General features: G+C 71.8%; 20 protein-coding genes. 5 read left to right on the forward strand and 15 right to left on the reverse strand.

Features of this window, described 5'->3' with window-relative positions:
• The 6 genes from AC1MIR_RS15930 to AC1MIR_RS15955 all read right to left on the reverse strand — a co-directional run.
• A partial coding sequence (locus AC1MIR_RS15930) for an NAD-dependent epimerase/dehydratase family protein (protein ID WP_480029168.1) occupies positions 1–908 on the reverse strand: 908 nt, incomplete at its 3' end.
• Positions 901–1431 (reverse strand): dTDP-4-dehydrorhamnose 3,5-epimerase family protein, encoded by a 531-nt coding sequence (locus AC1MIR_RS15935; RefSeq protein WP_480029169.1) that lies wholly within the window; start codon positions 1429–1431, stop codon positions 901–903. The genes AC1MIR_RS15935 and AC1MIR_RS15930, both read right to left, overlap by 8 nt.
• Positions 1428–2663 carry a methyltransferase domain-containing protein gene (locus AC1MIR_RS15940; protein WP_480029170.1) on the reverse strand — a complete coding sequence of 412 codons (1236 nt, stop codon included), beginning with the start codon at positions 2661–2663 and terminating at the stop codon, positions 1428–1430. Before AC1MIR_RS15940 ends, AC1MIR_RS15935 begins: the two co-directional genes overlap by 4 nt.
• Positions 2660–3697 (reverse strand): CDP-glucose 4,6-dehydratase, encoded by a 1038-nt coding sequence (gene rfbG, locus AC1MIR_RS15945; RefSeq protein ID WP_480029171.1) that lies wholly within the window; start codon positions 3695–3697, stop codon positions 2660–2662. Before rfbG ends, AC1MIR_RS15940 begins: the two co-directional genes overlap by 4 nt.
• Positions 3694–4464, reverse strand: a complete 771-nt coding sequence (gene rfbF / locus AC1MIR_RS15950; protein WP_480029172.1) for a glucose-1-phosphate cytidylyltransferase — start codon at positions 4462–4464, stop codon at positions 3694–3696. Before rfbF ends, rfbG begins: the two co-directional genes overlap by 4 nt.
• A 121-nt stretch (positions 4465–4585) precedes the next feature.
• The gene (locus AC1MIR_RS15955) at positions 4586–6856 is read right to left on the reverse strand and encodes a tetratricopeptide repeat protein (protein WP_480029173.1); all 2271 of its coding nucleotides are present in this window, start codon (positions 6854–6856) and stop codon (positions 4586–4588) included.
• A gap of 287 nt (positions 6857–7143) precedes the next feature.
• Here AC1MIR_RS15955 and AC1MIR_RS15960 point away from each other — a divergent pair, with 287 nt between their 5' ends.
• Positions 7144–8733: a glycosyltransferase family protein gene (locus AC1MIR_RS15960; protein WP_480029174.1), complete on the forward strand. Its 1590-nt coding sequence runs from the start codon at positions 7144–7146 to the stop codon at positions 8731–8733.
• 43 nt (positions 8734–8776) lie between these two features.
• Here AC1MIR_RS15960 and AC1MIR_RS15965 read toward each other — a convergent pair whose 3' ends face one another.
• From AC1MIR_RS15965 to AC1MIR_RS15975, 3 genes are all read right to left on the reverse strand, one after another.
• Positions 8777–9349, reverse strand: coding sequence for an EF-hand domain-containing protein (locus AC1MIR_RS15965; RefSeq protein ID WP_480029175.1), 573 nt, complete (start codon positions 9347–9349; stop codon positions 8777–8779).
• Between the two features lie 142 nt (positions 9350–9491).
• Positions 9492–10895 (reverse strand): M20/M25/M40 family metallo-hydrolase, encoded by a 1404-nt coding sequence (locus AC1MIR_RS15970; protein ID WP_480029176.1) that lies wholly within the window; start codon positions 10893–10895, stop codon positions 9492–9494.
• A gap of 44 nt (positions 10896–10939) precedes the next feature.
• Positions 10940–11731, reverse strand: a complete 792-nt coding sequence (locus AC1MIR_RS15975) for an SDR family NAD(P)-dependent oxidoreductase (RefSeq protein WP_480029177.1) — start codon at positions 11729–11731, stop codon at positions 10940–10942.
• A gap of 167 nt (positions 11732–11898) precedes the next feature.
• On the opposite strand from AC1MIR_RS15975, the gene AC1MIR_RS15980 reads away from it, so the two are divergent.
• The 3 genes from AC1MIR_RS15980 (at position 11899) to AC1MIR_RS15990 (ending at position 15096) form a co-directional block, all read left to right on the forward strand.
• The gene (locus AC1MIR_RS15980) at positions 11899–12912 is read left to right on the forward strand and encodes a tripartite tricarboxylate transporter substrate binding protein (protein ID WP_480029178.1); all 1014 of its coding nucleotides are present in this window, start codon (positions 11899–11901) and stop codon (positions 12910–12912) included.
• Positions 12913–12922: 10 nt separating this feature from the next.
• Positions 12923–13387: a hypothetical protein gene (locus AC1MIR_RS15985; RefSeq protein ID WP_480029179.1), complete on the forward strand. Its 465-nt coding sequence runs from the start codon at positions 12923–12925 to the stop codon at positions 13385–13387.
• Between the two features lie 200 nt (positions 13388–13587).
• The gene (locus tag AC1MIR_RS15990; RefSeq protein WP_480029180.1) at positions 13588–15096 is read left to right on the forward strand and encodes a tripartite tricarboxylate transporter permease; all 1509 of its coding nucleotides are present in this window, start codon (positions 13588–13590) and stop codon (positions 15094–15096) included.
• Positions 15097–15102: 6 nt separating this feature from the next.
• Here AC1MIR_RS15990 and AC1MIR_RS15995 read toward each other — a convergent pair whose 3' ends face one another.
• Genes AC1MIR_RS15995 through AC1MIR_RS16005 form a run of 3 tightly spaced genes read right to left on the reverse strand, consistent with a single transcriptional unit; the run spans position 15103 to position 20076 of the window.
• The gene (locus AC1MIR_RS15995; protein ID WP_480029181.1) at positions 15103–15450 is read right to left on the reverse strand and encodes a hypothetical protein; all 348 of its coding nucleotides are present in this window, start codon (positions 15448–15450) and stop codon (positions 15103–15105) included.
• A 48-nt stretch (positions 15451–15498) separates the two neighbouring features.
• A complete protein-coding gene (locus AC1MIR_RS16000; protein WP_480029182.1) occupies positions 15499–16656 on the reverse strand; it encodes an acyl-CoA dehydrogenase family protein in 1158 nt (385 codons plus the stop codon).
• Between the two features lie 21 nt (positions 16657–16677).
• Positions 16678–20076 (reverse strand): indolepyruvate ferredoxin oxidoreductase family protein, encoded by a 3399-nt coding sequence (locus AC1MIR_RS16005; protein ID WP_480029183.1) that lies wholly within the window; start codon positions 20074–20076, stop codon positions 16678–16680.
• Positions 20077–20185: 109 nt separating this feature from the next.
• Here AC1MIR_RS16005 and AC1MIR_RS16010 point away from each other — a divergent pair, with 109 nt between their 5' ends.
• On the forward strand, positions 20186–20641 hold the full coding sequence (locus tag AC1MIR_RS16010) for an Lrp/AsnC family transcriptional regulator (RefSeq protein ID WP_480029184.1): 456 nt from the start codon (positions 20186–20188) through the stop codon (positions 20639–20641).
• Positions 20642–20665: 24 nt separating this feature from the next.
• Here the strand turns inward: AC1MIR_RS16010 and AC1MIR_RS16015 are convergent, their stop codons facing one another.
• The 3 genes from AC1MIR_RS16015 to ccoS form a co-directional block, all read right to left on the reverse strand.
• Entirely contained in the window at positions 20666–21283 is a 618-nt protein-coding gene (locus AC1MIR_RS16015; RefSeq protein WP_480029185.1) for a hypothetical protein, read from the reverse strand.
• A gap of 91 nt (positions 21284–21374) precedes the next feature.
• Positions 21375–21554 (reverse strand): hypothetical protein, encoded by a 180-nt coding sequence (locus tag AC1MIR_RS16020; RefSeq protein ID WP_480029186.1) that lies wholly within the window; start codon positions 21552–21554, stop codon positions 21375–21377.
• Positions 21551–21712 carry a cbb3-type cytochrome oxidase assembly protein CcoS gene (gene ccoS, locus AC1MIR_RS16025; protein ID WP_480029187.1) on the reverse strand — a complete coding sequence of 54 codons (162 nt, stop codon included), beginning with the start codon at positions 21710–21712 and terminating at the stop codon, positions 21551–21553. Before ccoS ends, AC1MIR_RS16020 begins: the two co-directional genes overlap by 4 nt.
• Positions 21713–21796: the final 84 nt, after the last annotated feature.

Below are 21796 nucleotides of genomic sequence, written 5' to 3' on the forward strand. Positions count from 1 at the left end.
CCAACCCCTCCCGCCCCCCCCAGGCCCCTCCGGCCCCTTTCCCCCCCCGGCGGGCCGCCAACGCCGCCCCCGCGGCGCAGGCGCGTCACGTCCGCCACCATGCACGGCACCTCGTTCGGGCGGTCCGGCAGGGCGCCGAGCCGCAGCAGGTCCGGGCGGCCGGCGGCCTCGGCCAGCAGGCGCGCGACGGATGCGATGGACCGGCCCTCGCCGGAGGCGATGTTCACCGGGCCGGTGACATCGCTGGCAGCCAGCGCCGCCAGGGCGCGCCCGACGAAGCCGGTGGAGCAGAAATCCCGGATCGGGCGGCCGGAGGCGAAGCGCGCCTCCCTGCCCTCTTGCAGCGCCAGGACGATCGACGGGACCAGGCGGTTCGGGTGCTCGCCGGGGCCGAAGAGGTGGAAGAGGCGCGCCCAGACGGTCCCCGGGCGCTGCGCAAGGCGGGCGGCGAGTTCGGCCTTGGCGCGGCCATAGGGCGTGACCGGCGCGATCCGCCGCGTTTCCGGCCAAGGCTTGTCGTCATCTCCGGCTTCGTCGGCGTATTCGGCGCAGGTGCCGAGGCCGATGAAGCGGCGGCCGCCGGATTCCCCGAAGGCGGCGGCGAGGAAGTCCGAGGCTTCCAGCCAGTCGGCATTCTCCGGCGCCGTCCAGAATTTGCCGTGCGCCACATACCAGGCGCAGTGAAGCAGATGCGTCGGCCGGATGTCCCGCAGCAGGGCGCGGGTGGCGGTGGTGTCGAGCAGGTTGGCGGCGTGGTGGGCGAAAAACCCTCCCCCGCAGTGCGGGGGAGGGTTGGGTGGGGGCTCTCGCGACACGGCATGCACCGCGAAACGCCGGGCCAGCAGCGGCGCGAGCACGGCGCGGCCGACGAAGCCCGAGGCGCCGGTGACCAGGATGCGCTCAGCCATCGAAGTCCGGCCAGGTGGCGTCCCGCTCCGAGATCACCGCCGGTGGTGCCGGCCATGCGATGCCGAAAGCCGGATCGTCCCAGCGCGCGCCGCGGCCGAGGCCGGGGGCGAAGGGCACGTCCATCATGTATTCCAGCGCGGCGTCGTCGGTGAGCGTGAGGAAGCCATGCGCGCAGCCGGCGGGGATGAGGATGGCATTGCCGGCTTCGGCCGAGAGCGTGACGGCGACATGGCGCAGCCGCGTCGCGCTTCCGGCGCGCAGGTCGAGCGCCACGTCCTGCACCGCGCCACGAATGCAGCGGATCAGCTTGCGCTCCCCGGACGGCGGCGCCTGCCAGTGCATCCCCCGCAGCGTGTGACGGCGCGGATTCTCCGAGATGCTGGCCTGCACCGGGCGGAAGGCGAGGCCGGCGGCGGCGAATTCCGCCTCGCAGAAGCTGCGGAAGAAGGCGCCGCGGTCGTCGCGCGCGCGTTCGGGCAGGATTTCGTAGGCGCCGCGCAGGTCCAGCGCGCGAAAGATCACGGCGCGATCTCGCGCATCGCCGGCACCGCTATCAGCACGCGGCCCCGGAAGCCGCCGGCGCGGATCTGCCCGCAGATCTCGGGCGCGATGTTCCAGGGCAGGATCAGGATGTCATCGAGCGGCATGGCCAGAAGCGCAGCCGGCCTGACGACGGGGATGCGGCTGCCGGGCAGCAGGCGCCCCTGCTTCGCGGGGCTGGCATCGGCGACGGCGAGGATGTCGGTGGCGGTGACGCCGGCGGCGTTGAGGAAGGTGTTGCCCTTCGCCGCCGCACCATAGGCGCCGATGCGGCGGCCCGCCGCGCGTGCCTCGCGCAGCCAGCTTCGGAAGCCCGCGAGCGTCTGCTGCGCACGCGCCTCGAAGCCTGCGTAGTAGGCGTCCGCATCGAGGCCCAGCGCCGCCTCCTCCGCGCGGATTTCGCGCAGCGTGTCGGAGGCGCCGCGATCGGCACACGAAGAAAAGACGCGGATGGAGCCGCCATGGGTTGGCAGGCGCTGCACGTCGAAGACTTGCAGGCCGTGGCGGGCCAGGATGCGCTCCATCGCCAGCAGCGACCAGTAGGCATAGTGCTCGTGATAGATCGTGTCGAACTGCACGCCTTCGACCATGCGCACCAGATGCGGCTGCTCGATCGAGACGACGCCGCGCGCGCCGGCAAGCGCCGCCAACCCCGCGGTGAAATCGTTGATGGCTGGCACATGCGCATAGACGTTGTTGGCGGCGATCAGGTCGGCATGGCCGCGCCGGGCGACAAGATCGCGCGCCGTCGCCTCGCCGAAGAAGCGCGTCTCGGTCGGCACGCCGTTGGCGCGGGCGACCTCCGCGACATTGGCGGCAGGCTCGATGCCGAGGCAGGGGATGCCGGCGGCGACGAAGTTTCGGAGCAGGTAGCCGTCGTTGGAGGCGACCTCCACGACGAAGCTGCTCGCGCCGAGGCCGAAGCGGGTCGTCATCTCGCGGGCGAAGCGCGCGGCGTGGTCGAGCCACGACGCCGAGGCGGAGGAGAAATAGGCGTAGTCGGAAAAGATCCCCTCGGCGTCCACCACGGTGTCGAGCTGCACCAGGCGGCAATCGCGGCAGACCACGGCGCGCAGGGGATGGCGCGGTTCGGGCGCGTTCGCGTGTTCGGGCGGGATGTAGGAATTGGCGACCGGCTGCACGCCGAGGTCGCAGAAGGTGACGCCGAGCGGGCCGCCGCAGGCGCGGCAGGCGGTGACGGGGGTTGCGCTCATGCTCGCAGGGCCTCGGCGATCTCGCGCCGCGTCACCGCGACCATGTCCTCACCCCCCTGCCACGCCGCGTACCATGCCGCGGTCGCGACGATGGCGCGCGGCGTGTCGAGCAGAGGGCGCCAGCCGAGCGTTTCGGTCGCCCGCGACGAATCCAGCGCGAGGCGCGGTGCTTCGTGCATGACCTCGCCGGGTGCCTGCACCCAGCGCACTTCACCCCAGAGCGCGAGCAGGTCGCGCACGCGAATTTCGCCGTCCTGCGGGCCGAAGTTCAGCGCCGGCGGCGCCGTGCCGGCGACCAGCGCCTCGGCAAGCAGCAGGTAGCCGCGCAGCACGTCCAGCACATGCTGGAAGGGGCGCGTGGCATCCGGGCGGCGCACCACAAGCGCCTCGCCGGCCATCTGGGCGCGCACCAGGTCGGGGATGATGCGCGCCTCGCAGAAATCGCCGCCGCCGATCACGTTCCCGGCGCGCGCGGTGGCGAGCGGCGGCAGGTCACGACCGAAACTGGCGCGCCAGGAGGTGACGGCGATCTCGGCCGCGGCCTTGGACGCGCTGTAGGGATCCTCGCCGCCCAGCGGGTCGTCCTCCGTGAAGCGGCGGCCGCTGCCGTCATTGCGATAGACCTTGTCGGAGGTGACGATCACGGCGGCCTGCACGCCCGGAAGGCCGCGCAATGCCTGCAGCAGGTTGACGGTGCCGCCGACGTTGGACGCGAAGGTGCCGGCGGGATCCGCATGGCTGCGTCCGACCAGCGCCTGCGCGGCCAGGTGCAGCACGATCTGCGGCTGAGCCGCGCGAACAGCGTCGAGCAATGTCGCCGCGTCGCGGATGTCGAGGCGCGTGTCGCGTTCCAGGACGTCGGCCACGCGCATGGCGGCAAAGGCTGTCGCGCCGGGCTCGGGATCAAGTGCGATGCCCGTCACCTGCGCGCCCAGCCCGTCCAGCATGCGGACCAGCCAGCTTCCCTTGAAGCCGGTATGCCCGGTGACCAGCACGCGGCGGCCACGCCAGAACGCCGCGTCGGGTTGCGTCACCACACCCGCCACGGCGCGCGGCCCTCGGCCCAGAGGCGCTCGAGCTGCTCGCGGTCGCGCAGCGTGTCCATCGGCTGCCAGAAGCCGCGATGGTCGTAGGCATGGAGTTCGCCGTCGCGCGCCAAGCCTGTCAGCGGCTCGTTCTCCCACACCGTCGCGTCGCCGGAGATGCGATCGAGCACAGCGGGCGAAAGAACGAAAAACCCGCCATTGATGGTGCCGCCATCGCCGGCGGGCTTCTCCGTGAAGGCGCTCACGCGGTCGCCGTCGCGCCGCAGCGCGCCGAAGCGGCCGGGCGGCACGACGGCGGTGACGGTCGCCTGCCGGCCATGCCCGCGGTGGAAGGCGATGAGCGCGCTGATGTCCACATCGCCGACGCCGTCGCCATAGGTCATGCAGAAGGCCTCGTCGCCCGCGACATGTGGTGCGATCCGGCGCAGACGGCCGCCGGTCATCGTGTCCTCGCCGGTATCCACCAGCGTCACGCGCCAGGGCTCGGCGTTCGGGCGCAGCACCTCCACGGCGCCGGTGGCGAGATCCACGGTGAGGTCGGCGGCATGGCTCCGATAGTTCAGGAAGAATTCCTTGATCTGCCAGCCCTTGTAGCCGAGGCAGATGACGAAGTCGGTCACGCCGTGCGCGGCGTAGATCTTCATGATGTGCCAGAGGATCGGCCGCCCGCCGATCTCGACCATCGGCTTCGGGCGGAGCGAGGTTTCCTCCGCCAGCCGCGTGCCGCGCCCGCCGGCGAGGATGACGGCTTTCATCCTGTGCCCTCAAGCGCCGGGCGCGCGCTCCGCGCGCTTGGCTCGCCGCATGGGCGGCGGGCCGCGTTCGCGGCCTCGGCCTGCTGTGCAGGCCGCATCGGGCCCGGACAACGCTGGAGCCTCACCCGCAGACCTCCTTCGCCTTCGCGTAGAAGGCATCCACGAAGCGCTGCACGTCGCCGAGGGGACGCGCGCGGATCATGTCGCGCAGGCCGGTGCGCCAGAGCCGGCGCTTCGCGCGGTCCTCCGCAAGCCCCGCTGCGATCTGCACGAATTCCTCCACGCTGTGCGCGCAGAGCTCCCCCAGGCCGGCATTGGACAGGTTGGAATAGGACAGCCGCTCCGGGAAGCCGGCGCCGACCAGCGTGATGGTCGGCACGCCCATCCACAGCGTCTCGCAGGTGGTGGTGCCGCCGACATGCGGAAAGCTGTCGAGCGCGATGTCGATGCGGTTGTAGTAGGGCAGGTGCTTGCCGCGCACGCCGACGAAATCGAGCCGGGACGGATCCACGCCGCGTGCCGAGAAGACCTCGCCGGCATTCTTCACGAAGCTTTCGCCGCTCGCCTCCGGGCGCACGAACAGGAAGCGGCTTCCCGGCACGGCGCGCAGCACGGCGGCCCAGGCATCCAGACATCTCGTCGTGTATTTGTAGGGGTTGTTCATGGTGCCGAAGGTCAGCGCGCCCTGGCGCTCCTCCGGCGTGCCATCCTCGATCGGCACGCGGTCGTTGAAGCCGAGGCGGCCGAGCGTCACCCAGCTGTCGGGCATCTCGAAGGCCTTCTCGATCAGCAGGCGCGGATCGGTCGGGCGGATGTAGGGATCGGTCAGGATGTAGTCGATGCGCTCCAGCCCCGCCGAATGCGGATAGCCGAGCCAGCTCGCGCCGATCCGCGCGGGGCGGTATGCCATGACGTCGAGCTTGTTCATCGCGGTGGAGCCGCCGAGCTCGAACAGGATGTCGAGCTCGTCGCGCGCGATGTCCTCGGCGACCTTCGCGCTGGGCTGGCGCGGCCACCAGCGGAAGGCGTCCACCTTCTGCTCGATATGCTGCTGCACGCCGTCGCGCTCGCCTTCGTAGAAGGAATAGCAGAAGACCTGCACGCGGTCGCGGTCGTAGCTTTCCAGCAGCGGCAGCGCGAAATAGGTCACGGGGTGGTTGCGCAGGTCGGAGGACATGAAGCCGACGCGCAGCTTGCGCTCGGCATGGATCGCCGGCCGCGCGGGCAGCACCACCGGCCTGATGGCCGCCTCCTCCCGCCGCCCCCAGGCGCGGTGCCATTCGACGACCTTGAGGCGATCCTCCAGCGTCTCCACCTGGCCGAGCTCGTAGTGCAGGGCCGAGATGCGGTTCTCGGCGAGCCAGAGCGGCGCGAGCTGCGCCAGCGTGCCGGTGGCCTCCAGCCGCTTCAGGTCCAGCACGCGCTGGAACACCGTGCGCAGCGAGCGTGCATAGCGCGCCACGCGATCCGGGTGGCGCTCCATCAGGCGGCAGGCGATGACATAGGCGCGTTCGAGATGCGCCACCTCGCTGTCGTAGCGGCTGCGCGAGAGGCTCTCGACCAGCGCGTCCATCACCTCGGGGTTGTCGGGCTCGGCGGCATAGGCGCGTTCCAGCGCTTCGTTCGCCGCGCGGCGGTCGCCGTCGCCATGCAGGCGTGCCAGCAGCATGTTGGCCGGGCGGTCGCCGGGACGGCGGGCGATCACCGCCTCCAGTCGCTCGCGCGCCTCGGCGACGCGGCCCTGGCGCAGCAGGATGCGGCCTTCCATCACCTCCGGCATCGGGTCGTCCGGCAGGGCGACGCGCAGCTTCTGCACGATACCGAGCGCGCGCTCGTTCTCGCCGCGCTCGAGCAGAAGGCCGATCAGCGTCGTGCCGATCTCCCGGTTACGGGGATCGAGGGCGAAGGCCTTGTCGAAGCTGGCCAGCGCGCCGTCCATGTCGTTCAGGGCGCGCAGCGCGCGACCGTGCAGCCGCCACAACTCCCCATTGCGCGGGTCGAGCTTCAGCCCGGCCGCGAAGGCGGCGGCGGCGGCGGCGAAATCGCCGCGCAGCTCCTGCGTGTTGCCGAGATTCTGGCAGGGCGAGACGCTGCGCGGATCGAGTTTTCTTGCAACTTCCAGAACCGGCACGGCGTCGTCGAGGCGGCCAGCCCGCTTCAGCAGCACGCCGAGGGTGTTGGCCAGCACGAAATCCTTCGGCTTGCGCTCCTGTGCGGGCTGCAGCACCGCCACCGCCTCTGCGTGCCGCCCGGCATGGCTCAACGCGAGTGCCCAGGGCAGCGCCAGTGCCTGGGCCGAGGCGCCGTGCTCGGCGGCGCGGGCGAAGGCGTCGGCGGCCTCGCCATGCCGGCCGGTCTGCGCCAGCAGGGCGGCGAGCTGCTGCCAATGCATGCCGGAGGTCGGCTGCGCCAGGACGCGCTCGCGCAGCTGCGCCTCGAGACGCGCGAGATCGGCGGCCGAAGGCGCGGCGCGGACGGGCGCGCGGGCGGATATCCGAGCAGGCGGGGGGGCAGGTGGCGGCATGGCGTTCCGTCGGGCTCGGCCGGCTCCCCTGCGACCCGACCGGTCTTCGGCCGTAACACGGGGGGCCGCGCAACGACAAGCGCGGGGCGGGTCGCGGCCGGCCTCCGCGCCAGCGCGGATTGACGCCTGCCGCAATGCCGGGAAGAGGGGGGCCGATGCGCCCCCTCGATCCCGTCGCCGCACCTGCCGATGCCGCACTCTGCGCACGCGTCCCGCTCGGCCTGGCGCGGGCGGTGCAGATCGGCGGCGATGGCGCGCTGGGCGCCTGGCTCGCGCGGCACGACCCTGGCTGCGTCCTGACCCGCCTCCCTCACGCGGCGATCGCCGATGCGCAGGCGGGCGCCGATCTGGTCGTGCTGCACGTGCCGGCCGCCGATGCTGCGGCGGCGATCCGCGACGCCGCGGCGCTGCTCGCGCCCGAGGGCGTGCTGCTGGTGGATGCGCCCAATGCCGAGCATTGGCGCCTGGCGCAGCGGGTGCTGGTGGGCGGCGCAACCCCGGCAGCGCCGCAGACCGGCGCCATGACGCGGGAAGGGCTGCTGGCGGCGGTGCGGGCCGCCGGCCTGGTTCCGCTCGATGTCCCTGCCCTGCCGGACGCGCAGGAGGCGGACGCCTTCGCGCAACGCATCGCGCCGGCGCTCGCCGCGCTCGGCAGCGATGCCGCCGCCTATCTGCGCCGCGCCGGCCCGCCACGCTGGCTGCTCCGCGCCGCGCGCCGCGCGCCGACGCCGCTGATGCTGCTGGCGCATGTGCTGAAGCCGGTCGGCGGCGTGAACGAGGTGCGCGTGGACATGCCCCTCGGCGCCATCGCGACGCATCCGGGCATCGCGCTGCGCATCGGCGAGCGGCCGGAGACGCCGACCCTGCCGGAGGGCACGCCGCGCCTGCTCATCCTGCACCGGCGCCTGCTGAACACGCCGGAGGCGCCGGCCTTCGTCAATCACTTCCGGCGCCGGGGCTGGGTGCTGGTGCAGGAGTTCGACGACGATCCCGCGCATTGGCCGGTGATCGCGGACTCCAACCACTTCGCCTTCCGCGGCGTGCATGCGGTGCAGACCTCGACGCCGGCGCTGGAGGCGCTGTTCCGCGGCTTCAACGACGAGGTGACGGTCTTCCCGAACACCGTCGCGGCGCTGCCGGAGCCCGCGAATTTCGGCGACCCGTCGCGGCTGACGCTGTTCCTCGGCGCGCTGCGGCGCGAGGACGACACCGCGCCCTATCTGGACGCGCTGAATGCGGTGCTGGCGGAGGCCGGCGACAGGCTCGCGGTGGAGGTGATCTTCGACCGGGCAAGCTTCGATGCGCTGCGCACGCCGCACAAGCGCTTCCATCCGCTGCTGCCCTACGCGGCGTATCGTGCGCTGATGGCGCGGTGCGAGATCGCGTTCCTGCCGCTGGCCGACACGCGCTTCAACAGCTTCAAGTCGGACCTGAAATTCGTCGAGGCGGGCGCGCATCGGCTCTGCTGCCTGGCGAGCCCTTTGGTCTATGGGGCGACGATCCGGGACGGCGAGACCGGCTTCCTTGTGGACGGGCCGCAGGCGCTGGGCGCGCGCCTGCGTGCGCTGCTGGCAGCGCCTGAGCGCGCGCGCGCCATGGGCGATGCGGCGCGGGACTGGGTGCGGGAAAACCGGCTGGTGGCGCGCCAGGTGCCGGCGCGGCTTGCCTGGTATCGCGGGCTCTGGGAGCGCCGCGCGGAACTCGATGCGGCGCTGGTGAAGCGGGCGCCGGAAGTGGGCAGGTAGAAGGGGCCCTCCCCCGCTGCGACGGGGGAGGGAGGGGCGCAGCTCAGTTCGACTGCGGCTGCGCGGGCGGGCCGCGGCGCTCGCCGCCCTGGCCGTGGTGATGGCCATGGCGATGATACCCCGCGCGGCGGGGCATCACCTCCTCGCGGGAAAGCTGGCCATCCGCATTGGTGTCGCGGGCGCGGAACATCGCCTCGGCGAAGGGCCGGATCTCCTCGAGGGTGATGCTGCCATTGCCGTCCACGTCGAGGGCGCGGAACATCGCCATGCCGCGCTGCTCGGCGCGCTCGCGCATCTCCGCCGGCGGGGTGCGGCCGCCCATCCGCTGCTGCGCATAGGCGCGGAACTCCTCGATCGTCACGCCACCGTCGCGGTTGGTGTCGATCTCGGCGAAGCGCGCGCTCAGCCAGGCCCAGCCCTCGTCGCGGCTGACCTGGCGGTCGCCGTTGGTGTCGGCGCGGGCGAAGGCCTCGCCCATGGCGAAACCGGGCGCGCCGCGGCCCGGGCCGCCCGGGCCGGGACCCTGCCCGGGGCCGGGCTGGGCGAAGGCGGGCAGCGCCAGGGCGCCGGCAATGACCGCGGCGCCGGCCAGCAGCGCGATGCGGGAGGTCTTCATCTTCGTCTCCTTGATACGCGGGAATTCGCGACGGGGGTGATCCTGCCCCCCGTCTGCAACGCGCTGATTGCGGAGACCATGTCCCAGAGTGATCAAACGTAACGCGACCTGTCACATGGCCGCGCCGAAGATTGCCGAACTTTCAGCTTCGCCGGCCCGGCACCCCGCTCTCGCCCAGGTCCCACCAGATGCCGGCGAAGCTTGCGATGCCTTCGCGCGCGGTTGCCTTCAGCAGGTGCTCGTCCGGCCCGTGCTGCTTGCAGCCGGAGTAACTGTGCGGGATCCAGACCAGCGGCACGCCGAGGTGGTCCACGAAGACATCGCCCGGCAGGCCGCCCGAGGAGTTCGGGATCACCTGCACCTTCCGCCCCAGCGTGCGCGCCAGCGAATCGCGGGCGAAGGTCACCCAGGGGTCCTCGGCTTCCGTGCGGCTCGCGGGCATGCGGATCGCGGCGTTCTCGATCTTCACGAAGTCGAAGCCATGCGCGTCGAGATGGGCGCGCAGCGCGGCTTCGAAGCGATCCACGGGCGCGTCCACCGTGTAGCGGATCTGGCAATGCGCGCGCGCATCGGGTGCCACCGCGTTGACCGGATTCTCCGGCCGGCCGGAGACCATCGCCAGCACGATGAAGCTCGGCCAGCCATAGATCTTCTCGGCGGCCGACAGGCCGGGCTCGCCCCAGCCCTCGTCCACGCTCGCCGCCTCCCCGCCGCCGCCGATCGGGCAGCCATCGAGCAGCGCCTTCACCTTCGGCGGCACACCGCCGGCGGGCAGCCAGTCACGCACCAGGATCTTGCCGTTGCGGTCCATGATGGACGCGATGGCGTGGCACAGCAGCACGGCGGGATCGCGCGTCAGCCCGCCCCAATGGCCGGAATGCACGCCGCCGGGACGAAGGCGGATCGACAGGTCGCAATGCCAGGTGCCGCGCGTGCCGGTGGTGATGGTGGGCATGTCCGGCTCGACGCGCGGCCCGTCGGAGGCGATCAGCGCATCGGCCGCCAGCAGGTCCTTGTGCGCGGCGACGAAGTCGCGCAGGCCCTGCGATCCGCGCTCCTCCGCCGTCTCGATCACCAGCTTCACGTTGAAGCCGAGCTTGCCGCCGCGCTCCGCCAGCACGGCTTCCAGCGCGGCCAGGTTCAGCGCGTGCTGGCCCTTGTTGTCCGCGGTGCCGCGGCCATACCAGCGGTCGCCGGCATCGGTCACGGTCCAGGGCTTCAGCCCGTCATGCCACTGGTCGTCCAGGCCGCGCACGGTATCGCCATGGCCGTAGAGCAGGATGGTCGGGCGGGACGGATCCTCGATGCGGGTCGCCGTCAGGATCGGGCCGAAGCCGGGCCTGGGATTGGGGTGGATCGTCGCCTCGAAGCCCAGCCTGCGCACCCAGGCGCTCAGCCCTTCCTCCAGGTAGCGCGGCAGGGCGGCGGCGTGCTCGGGGTCCTGGGAGGTGGAGGGGATGGCGACGAGGCGCGAGAGCAGCGCGGCGTAGCCGCCATCGTCGAAGAAGGAGAGCGCGCGGGAGATGGCGCCGTCGCGGCTGGGCATGTGGTGAGGCTCCTGGTGTTGCTGGAAGGGCGGGACGGGGCGCGCTACAGCAGGCCGCGCGCGATGCCGCCGTCCACGTTGACGGTCTGGCCGGTGACATAGGCGGCGCGCGGGCTGGAGAGCCACACCACCATCGCCGCCACTTCCTCGGGCGCGCCGAAGCGGCCGAGCGGGATTTCGTGCGCGAATTCGGCGATGACCTCGTCGACGTGCACGCCACGCTCGGCGGCAAGCTTCGCGGCGCGGTCCTGCCACAACCGCGTCAGGGTACGGCCGGGCGCCACGCAGTTCACGCGGATGCCCTCCGCCGCATATTCGCCGGCCAGCGTCTTGGTCAGGCCGAGCAGCCCGGCCTTGTGGACATTGGAGACGATCTGGTTGGGGTAGGGCATGCGGGAGGCCGCGGCGCCGAGCAGCACGATGGAGGGCGCCGTGCCCTTGCGCAGCAACGGCAGGGAGGCGCGGACGGCGCGCACGGCGGAGAGTACGTTGAAGCCGTAATTCGACAGCCAGTCGGCGTCGCTCAGCGCCTCGAACCCCGAGCGGATGGACCCCCCGACGGCATCCACAAGCGCATCCAGCGCACCCCAGCGCCGCGCGACCTCGGCGAGCAGGGCGTCCGCCGCGCCCTCCTGGGTGATGTCGGCGGTCGCGGTTGCCGGGCGGCTCCCGGTGGTGCCCGCGATGCGCTCCGCGGCCGCCGCGATGCCCGCGGGATCGCGCGACGCGATCAGCACCTCCGCGCCTTCGCCCGCGAGCAGCTCCGCAGTGGCGAAGCCGATCCCGACCGAGGCGCCGATCACCAGCACCCGGCGCCCCTGAAAGCCAAGATCCATGCTGCCCTCCCCGCGCTGCCGATGGACCTTGCGCAGCGCGGGCCCGGCGATCAAGCCGGGGGGCCGGTTGACGATGGCGAAGCGCCACGGCTACTTGCCCGCGCTGCGATGTCACGGCCTGTCGCCTATCGCGCCAGGGCCTGGCCACCAACGGGAGACGAACGGGAATGGACACCACCCGCACCATGCGCATCGGGCGCCGCACCCTGCTCGCCGCAAGCGCAGGCGCCGCGCTTGCCGCACCGGCCGCGCGCGCCCAGGGCTTCCCGGAACGGCCGATCACGCTCCTCGTTCCCTTTGCGACCGGCGGCTACAACGACCGCCTTGCGCGCGCCATGGCGCCCTTCCTGCAGCGGCACATCGGCCAGCCCGTGACGGTGGTGAACCGGCCGGGCGGCGCCACCGTGCTCGGCAACACCTATTTCCTGCAGCAGCCGGACGACGGCTACATGATGATGGTGCATTCGGCCGCACCCTTCATCCCGGTCTCCATCATCACGCGCAATGCGCGCTACAAGGCCGAGGATTTCTGGATGATCAACCTGCCGTCGCGCGACGCCACGCTGATGGCCTGCGCGCCGGACAAGCCGATCCGTTCGGTGGACGAGGTGGTCGCCAGCCTGAAGCGCGATCCGCGCAGCCTCTCCGTCGGCATCCAGCCGGCCTCGGCCGACCTGATCAACTTCGCGCTTTTCTGCCAGGGGCACGGCATCGACCGCTCGCGCGTGCGCGTCGTCACTTATGACGGCGGCGGCCCCGCCCGCAACGCGACCGCGGGCGGCGTGGTGGACATCGGCCTGGTGGGCGGCGAGGGCTTCCTGCCGATCAAGGACCGCATCCGGCCCCTGCTGGTCTTCACCGACGAGAAAGACGCCGGCTACCCGGACACGCCGATCCTGAGCGACCACGCCAAGGCCGCCGGCTTCGAGGCGCAGTTCGTGGACGGCTCGCAGCGCGGCTTCGTCGTCGCGAAGCGCTTCGTGGACGCGCAGCCGGACCGCTACCGCATCCTGCTGCAGGCGGTGGAGAAGGCGAGCAAGGATCCGGAATGCATCTCCACGCTCGACGGCCAGCAGCTCGCCACCACCTGGTACGGGCCGGAGGCGTCCAACCGCGCCTATCTCAGCACCTCGCGGCTGATGGAGCGCTATGCCGAGCTGCTCACCGGGCGCCCTGGCTGAGCAGGGCCGGATGACACAGGGCGTGACGCGCCGGAAGATCGCCTGGGCGGAGCTCGGCTTCGTCACGGCGATCGCGGCCGGCGTGCTCGCCTTCCTGAGGGAGGCGCGCGGCGTCTCCCTCGATCCGCAGAACCTGCTGCTGCTCCAGCCGACGGCATGGCTGGTGCTGGCCCTCTGGGCGGTGCTCGCCTTCGGTTGCCTGACGCGGCGCGTGCCGGCCGACATGCCGCCGCGCGAGACCGCGGCGGATGTGCTGCGCATCCTGGCGCTGGTGCTCGCCTTCGGCCTGTTCACGGCCGGTCTCGAGCAGGTGGGCTACGACGTCGCGATCTGCATCTTCGTGCTCGTCGCGCTGGTGATCGGCGGCGAGCGGCACCCGGCGGCGCTGCTGCTGTTCCCGCCGCTGTTCACGCTGGCGGTGATCCACGGCTTCCGCCTGCTGATCCCCTACCCCTTCCCGACGAGTGTGCTGTGAAGGGCGCATGAAATGCTGACGCATTTCACCCTCAGACGCCGGCGCGCCTCTGGCGCTTGGCTTCGCCGCACTTGCGGCGGGGCCCGCGGGCCGGCCCCCGGCGCCGCCGCCGGCCCCCCCCGCCCGGGGGGGGGGCGGGGCGGGGCGCCGGGGCGGGCGGACGCGGGCCGCCTGTCGGCACGCAGATCGGTGTACGTGGCATGATCGACACCGCCGCCTTCGGCGCCGCCGTCGCGATGCTCGCCGGCTCGCTCGATGCCTGGATCTGGGTGGTGCCCGGGCTGCTGATCGGGCTGGTCTTCGGCGCGCTGCCGGGGATCTCGGTCTCGATGGCGATGGCGCTGGTGCTGCCGGCGACGCTCTACATGGAGTTCCTGCCGGCCATCATCTTCCTGACCTCGGTCTATACCGGCGCGGGGTTCGGCGGCTCGATCCCCGCGGTGCTGATCAACATCCCCGGCACCTCCTCGGCCGTCGCGACCACCTTCGACGGCTACCCGATGGCGCGGCAGGGGAAGCACAACGAGGCGCTGGGCGCGGCGCTCTTCGCCTCCTGCATCGGGGTGCTGATCTCCTACATCATCCTGCTGCTGCTGGTGCAGCCGATGGCGGAGATCGTCCTGCGCATCGGCCCGTACGAGATGGCGGCGATCGGCATCTGGGGGATGGTGCTGCTCGGCTCCATCGGCGCATCCAGCGTGGCGAAGGGGCTGTTCGCCGCGGGGCTCGGCGTGCTGTTCGGCATGGTCGGCATGAACACCGCCGGCTTCATGCGCGGCGACATGGGCATTCCCTGGCTGCTGGACGGCATCCCGACCATCCCGGCCATGGTGGGGCTCCTGGCCGCCAGCCAGCTCTTCGCGCTGGTGAATGCGAAGTTCATCGTGGAGTCGGAGGCGGAGCGCAGCATCAGCCTGCGGCGCATCCTGGCCGGTGGCGGGATGGTGCTGAAGAACCCGGCGACGCTGTTGCGGGGGTCCGCCATCGGCGTCTTCGTCGGCGCCGTGCCCGGCATCGGCTCCTCGATCGCCAACCTGCTTTCCTATGGCGAGGCGCGGCGCAACGCGGCGGATGGCGCGACCTTTGGCCAGGGCAATGTGAAGGGCGTGATCGCCGCGGAATCGGCCAATTCCAGCTCCGAGGGCGGGTCCATGGCGACGATGCTGGCCCTCGGCATCCCGGGCGGCGGCGCGACGGCGATCCTGCTCGCCGCCTTCGCCATGCACAACGTGGTGGGCGGCCCGCGCTTCATGGAAGAGAGCCGGGACGTGGTCTACGCCATCATCCTGTCGAACTTCGCGCAGGCGGCGATCCTGGTCGTGGTCGGCACGCTCTTCGTCTACGGCGCATCCACCATCGTGCGGCTGCCGCTGCGCTACCTGATCCCCTCGGTGCTGGTGATGTCCGCCATGGGCGCCTTCGCGATCGAGGGCTCCATCGCCGGGCCGATCACGCTGTTCGTCTTCGCGGTGCTGGGCTGGCTGCTGTCGCGCTACGGCTTCCCGGTGGCGGCGGTGGTGGTGGGCCTGCTGCTCGGGCGATTGATCGAGACCGAGTTGCTGCGTGCCTGGCAGTTGGCCGGCGGCGATCCCCTGTATGTGCTCAACTACCCCTGGGCGCTCGGGATTGTCGGGCTGATGCTGCTGTCCCTGGCGCTGTCCGTGCGGCGGGACATGCGCAAGCGGCGCCTGGCAGAGGCGCGCGGCTAGGCCCGATCAGCGCGTCGTCGCCGGCGCGCTGCTGCCGCTGCCACCGCTGCCCGCCAGGCTGCCACCGAGCAGCGCCGCGGCGGCGAGGGGGATGAGCAACCCCGGAACGGCCGCGAGGCCCATCGGCGCCGCCGCCGCGGGTGCCAGCGCCGCGGGGGCGAGGGCGGCCGGTGTGGGCGCCACGGCGACGGGCGCCGCCGGCACGGGAAGCGGCCGGATCGGCGCCGCGCGCAGCGCCGCGCCGCGCGGTGGAACCACCACCACAGCATCGGGCGGCACCACCATGCTGCGCAGCGGCTGTCCCGAGGCGGGCAGCGCAACCAACGCGACCAGCAAGCCGGCGAAAAGACGCATGCAGATCTTCTACCGCAGGTGGCGCCCGCCGCGCCAGCGTCTCTTGCGTCAGCGCCCCAGCAACTGCCGGGCGACGATCAGCCGCATGATCTCGTTGGTCCCTTCCAGGATACGATGGACGCGCAGGTCGCGGACGATCTTCTCGATGCCGTAGTCGGCCAGGTAGCCATAGCCGCCGAGCAGCTGCAGGGCCTCGTCCGCCACGCGGAAGCCGGTGTCGGTCGCGAAGCGCTTGGCCATGGCGCAGAAGGCGGTGGCGTCGGGCGCCTTGGCGTCCAGCTTGGCGCAGGCGCGCCAGAGCAGCGTGCGCGCCGCCTCGAGCTCCGTCGCCATGTCGGCCAGGCGGAACTGCGTCGCCTGGAATTTGTCGAGCGTTTGGCCGAAAGCCTTGCGGTCCTTCACATAGGCCAGGGCGATGTCGAGCGCCCGCTGGGCGCCGCCGAGCGAGCAGGCGCCGATGTTCAGTCGCCCGCCATCAAGGCCTGCCATCGCGAACCGGAAGCCCTGGCCTTCCTCGCCGAGCAACGCCGCGGCCGGCACGCGGCAATCCTCGAAGATGACTTGGCGCGTGGGCTGGGCGTTCCAGCCCATCTTCTTCTCGTTCGCGCCGAAAGAGAGGCCGGGCGCCTCTTTCGGGACCAGCAGGGCCGAGACGCCGTTCGCGCCCGGGCCGCCGGTGCGGACCATCGTCAGGTAGAGGTCCGACGCCCCTGCCCCGCTGATGAACTGTTTTTGGCCATTCAGCACATAGCCTGCGTTGTCGCGCGCGGCGCGCGTGGCGAGGGCTGCGGCATCGCTGCCGGCGCCAGGCTCGGTCAGACAGTAGCTGGCGATCTTCTCCATGCCGATCAGCTGCGGCAGCCATTCGGCGCGCTGCGCATCGCTGCCGAAGCGGTCGATCATCCAGGCAACCATGTTGTGGATGGAGAGGAAGGCGGAGGTCGTCGGGCAGCCGGTCGCCAGCGCCTCGAACACCACCGCGGCGTCGAGGCGCGTCAGGCCCGCGCCGCCCGATTCCTCGCGGACATAGAGCGCGGCCATGCCGAGCTGCGCGGCCTCCCGCAGCACGTCCACCGGGAAGTGCTTTCGTTCGTCCCAATCCTGCGCGTTCGGCGCCAGGCGGTCGCGTGCGAAGGCGAGCGCGGTTTCCCGCAATTCGCGCGTCGTGTCGGGCAGGTCGAAGACGGCGGCGTCGTCGAGGGGCATGATCGGCTTCTCCGCCCGCGACTATAGCCGCGCCGCGATCTCCGCCCAACGCGCCCGCGTCTTCTCGACGTTGCGCGCCTTGACCGGCCCGAAACCCTTGATGCCGGCGGCGGCCTCGGCCCAGTCGCAGATCGTCGCGTGCGTCGCAGGCGCCAGCTTCGGCAGCATGGCGACGATGGTGTCCCGGAACTCCTCGATCAGCGCGCGCTCCATCCGGCGTTCCTCGGTGCGGCCGAAGGGATCGAGCGGCGTGAAACGCAGCGCCTTGCCGTGCCGCAGCAGGCCCATCGCCGAGAGCATCCACGGCCCGAAGCGGCGCTTCCCCGGCAGCCCTGTGTTCGGGTCGTGCTTCGAGAGCAGGGGCGGTGCCAGGTTCATCTCGATGCGCGGACTGCCCGCGAAGTCATGCGCGAGCTGCGCGCGCCATTCGGGCAGGGAATGCAGCCGCGCCACCTCATACTCGTCCTTGAACGCCATCAGCCGATGCAGCTGCGTCGCCACCGCGCGCGTCAGCCGCTCGCTGCCCGTCGGCGCTTCCGCCGCGCGCACCTGCGCCACGAACTCCGCATAGCCGCGCGCGTAGCGGGCGCTCTGGTAGGCGGTGAGATCGGCGACGCAGCGTGCGACCAGCGCATCCAGCGTCTCGGGCAGCGGCGGCGTCGCCTCGCGGCCCTCCAGAACGGCGCGACGGCCGAGGGCGAAGGCGGCGAGGTTGCGTTCCACCTGCGCGCCGTTGAGGCGGATCGCCTGCTCGATCGCGCCCGCGGTGCTCGGGATCAGCCCGCGCTGAAAGGCACCACCGAGCAGCCAGACGTTCAGAAAAATCGCGTCGCCGAGCTGTTCCACCACCTCGGCCGCCGCATGCAGCGGATACACCTCCCGCGTGGCCGCGCGCAGGCTGCCGAGCATCGCCTGCCCATCGTAGCGGGTGGAGGTGTCGCGCACGAAGGCGGCTGTGGGCGCCATGTCCGCGTTGACGATGGCCGCGGTGCGCTCCGGTCCCAGCAGCGGCCGCGCGTTGCGCCCATGCGCCACCACCATGTCGGAGGCGATCAGCACATCCGCCTGGCCCGCGCCGATGCGCGGCGCCGGAATCTCGGCCTCCGTCGCGCCGGCGCGGCCTATGCGGAGCTGGACATAGACGCCGCCACCCTTCTGCGCGAAGCCGAGCGTGTCCACGCTGCGCGACGGCCGCCCATCCAGATGCGCCGCCATCGCGAGGATCTGGCCGAGCGCCGTCACGCCCTGCCCGCCCACGCCGGCGATCAGGAGGTTCCAGGCCTTGCCGTCCACCGGCTCCGGCAGAACCGGATCGGGCAACGCGCCATCCGGCGGGGCGACCGGCTTCGGCTTCGCCGGCTCCGCGCCGACCAGCGTGACGAAGGAGGGGCAGAAGGCCGTGACGCACGAAAGATCCTGGTTGCAGGCGGACTGGTCGATCCTGCGCTTGCGGCCCCAGGGGGTGGCCAGCGGCTCCACCGCGATGCAGTTCGAGACACGGGAGCATTCGCCGCAATCCTCGCAGACGCGCGGATTGATCACGGCGCGCCGCTCGGCCTGCGCCGCCATCCCGCGCTTGCGCTTGCGGCGGCGCTCCGTCGCGCATTCCTGGTCGTAGATCAGCGCCGTCACGCCGGGGAAGCCGCGCAGCTCCTTCTGCACGGCATCGAGCGTCGCGCGCGGGTGGAAGGTGACGCCCTTCGGCATCTCCGCATCGCCCCGGTGGCGGTCCGGATCGTCGGAGACGATGGCGATGCGCTGCACGCCCTCCGCCCTGATCTGCGCGGCGATGCGCGGCACCGTCGGGTGGCCTTCCACCGCCTGCCCGCCGGTCATCGCGACGGCGGAGTTCACCAGCACCTTGAAGGTCATCGGATGCCCCGCCGCCACCGCGGCGCGCAGCGCGAGCGAGCCGGAATGCGCCCAGGTGCCGTCGCCGATATTGGCGAAGATGTGCGCCTCGTCGGTGAAGGGCGCGATGCCGAGCCAGGGCACGCCCTCCCCGCCCATCTGGGTGAAGGCGGTGGTGTTGCGCTCCGGCATCTTGGTGACGAGCCAGTGGCAGCCGATGCCGGCCAGGCCGCGGCTGCCTTCCGGCACCTGCGTGCTCGTGTTGTGCGGGCAGCCCGGGCAGAAGAAGGGATCGCGCGTCGTCACCGGCTCCGCCGCGCCGCGCTCCAGCTCCTCCAGCGCGCGCAGGCGTTCGGAGAGTTGCGGCGTGCGCAGCGCCTCCGGCAGGCGCATCGCCAGCGCGCGCAGCACCTGGGCGGAGTCGAGCTCGGTGAGTTCGGACAGCAGCGGCGCGCCGCGCTCGTCCTTCTTGCCGAGGATGCGCGGGCGCTGGTCCAGCGGATACAGCGCGTCGCGCAGCTGCGGTTCGAGGAAGGCGCGGCGGTCCTCGATGACCAGCACCTCCTCGAGCCCTTGCGCGAAGGCGCGCGCGCCATCGGCGTCAAGCGGCCAGGCAAGGCCGACCTTCCAGATGCGCAGGCCGTTGGCGCGGGCGAAGTCGGGGGAAATCCCAGCATCCGCGAGCACCTGCCGCAATGTCGCAAAAGCCTTGCCGCGCACGGCGATGCCGAAGCGGGCGTTCGGGCTGTCCACCACCATGCGGTCGAAGCCGTTGGCGCGGGCGAACGCCACCGCCGCCGGCAGCTTCACCAGGCGCAGCCGGCGCTCCTGCGCCTGGGCGGTGTCGGGGATGCGCAGATGCACGCCATCGGGCGGCAGGTCGAAGCGCGGCGCGTGGGTGAGATAGGCTGCCGGGTCCACGTGCAGCGTCTGCGCCGCGTCCATCGTCTCGGCGACGCATTTGAGGCCCGCCCAGACGCCGGCGTAGCGCGACAGCGCGAGACCCTTGATGCCGAATTCCAGCACTTCCGCGACCTCGGCCGGGTCCAACACGGGAATTTCCAGGTCCTGGAAGGTGAGCTCGCAGCCGCTGGTCACGGTGGAGGATTTCGCCGCCGGGTCGTCGCCGGAGAGCGCGAGCACCCCGCCCTTCGCGCTGGTGCCGGCGGAATTGGCATGGCGCAGCACGTCGCCGCTGCGATCCGTTCCGGGCCCCTTTCCATACCAGATGCCGAACACGCCCTCATGCCGCGCACCGGGCGAAAGCTGCACCTGCTGCGTGCCCCAGACCGCGGTGGCGGCGAGGTCCTCGTTGAGGCCCGGATTGAAGACGACATTCGCCTCGGCGAGCCGCTTCGCCTCCTTCAGCAGAAGCTGGTCGTAGCCGCCGAGCGGCGAGCCGCGATAGCCGCTGATGTAGCCCGCGGTGTTCCAGCCCTGCGCCACGTCCATCTGCCGCTGCAGCAGGGGCAGGCGGACCAGCGCCTGGATGCCGGTCATCACCACCGGCTCGCCGGCGGCGTTCCACTTGTCCTCGAGGCTCGCTTCGGGGCGCGTGAGGCTGCCCATGGCGGTGGCTCCGTTCATATCGGCACTATGGGAAGGATGCGCCGCCTTGCGAAGAGGATGCTTCCGTATTTTGTTGTGCGCCGCCGAACGAACGAAATAGGCTTCCGCCATGGACGCGATCGACAAGAAGATCCTTCGGGCCCTGGCGCGGCAAGGCCGGCTGACCAACACCGAACTGGCGGAGGAGGTGGGATTGTCTCCCTCGCCCTGCTGGACGCGTGTGAAACGCCTGGAGCAGGCCGGCGTGATCCGCGGCTATGCCGCGCTGCTGGATCAGGCGGCGCTCGGCCTGCCGGACACGGTGTTCATCGAGGTGATGATGGAACGCCATGACGAGGCCCATCTGAAGCGCTTCGAGGACGCCGTGCAGGCCATCCCGGAAATCCTCGAGTGCCACCTGGTCACCGGCGAATACGACTACGTCATCAAGGCCGCTGTCGGTGGCACCGTGGGCTATGAACGGCTGCTGCGGGACCAGCTCTACCGCCTGCCCGGCGTGCGGCACACGCGCACCAGCTTCGCGCTGCGTTGCCTCAAGCGGGAATTGTCGCCCGTGCCGGGCTGAGCCGGCACGGGCGGGGCACCGGCGTCAGGCCGGCGGCAGCACGCGCAGGTCGGCGGTCTCGATCAGGACGATGTCCACCATGTCGCCCGGGCTGAGGGTGCGGATGAACTGGCGCATGCGGGGATCCTGCACGCGCACGGTGCGCTGCTGGCCGTCCGGATCGGTGAAGGTCACCGTGTTGCGGCCGAGATCGATCCCGTCCACGCGGACCCGCACCCGCGTGCCCTCGGTGATGCTGGCGCCGGGCCGCTGCCCCGCGGCGGCGCGGCTTGCCACCACGGCGGCGCCCGCCGGTCCGGCACCGTCGCCGGGCTTCGCGATCACCGCGGCCACGGCATCCGTCACGGTGTAGACGACGCGGTCGCCCGGCTTCACCTGCGCCAGGTTGCGCACCTGCGGGCCGACCCGGATGGTGGCGAGAACCCCGTTCTGCGAGCCGGCATCGCCGCGCAGCAGCACGGAACGCTCGCGCATGTTCACGGTCTCCACCACCGCGGTGCGCTGCGTCGTGGCCGCAACGGCGGCGGCCTGGGGCGGCGGGGCGGCGGCTGGCGCCGCCGCGGGCTCGGCCATCTGCTGGTCGGCACAGGCGACAAGTCCGGCCGCGCACAGCGCGGCGGCAAGCATACGTGCTGGTGTCATGGGGCGTTCTCCCTCTCCGAAACCATCCTGGCGCCGGGTGCGGCAGTCTCGCGCGATCGGGGCGCCGTCGCAATGGCCAAGCCCGGCGCCCTCAATGCCGCGCGGAGCCGTCCAGGAAGTCGAAGTGGCGCTTCACCAGGAACAGCGCGAAGAGAACGCCGAAGCCGAACAGGCCGTAGCCGAACAGCAGCAGGCCGATCTCCTCCGCCGCCGCGATGGCGGACAGGCCGAGCACCGCGAGGATCGCGCTGAGAACGACGAAGTAGATCATGGCGTGTGGTCCTTCCGTGGCAGGTCGTCGAAGAGGATGCGGCTGGCCGCGCCGTCGAGGTCGTCGTACTGGCGCGACTTCAGCGTCCAGAGGAAGAAGGCGAGGCCGAGCAGGCCGAGCGCCAGCGCGGCCGGCACCAGGAAAACCAGGGCATTCATGGATCGGCGCCCTCAGTCGCCGGGCGGCCGCCTGCGCGGCCTTGGCTTCGCGGCCCCCGCCGCGGCGCCCCCGGCGCGGGGGGG

Source organism: Falsiroseomonas sp. RANM36, from assembly GCF_056682175.1.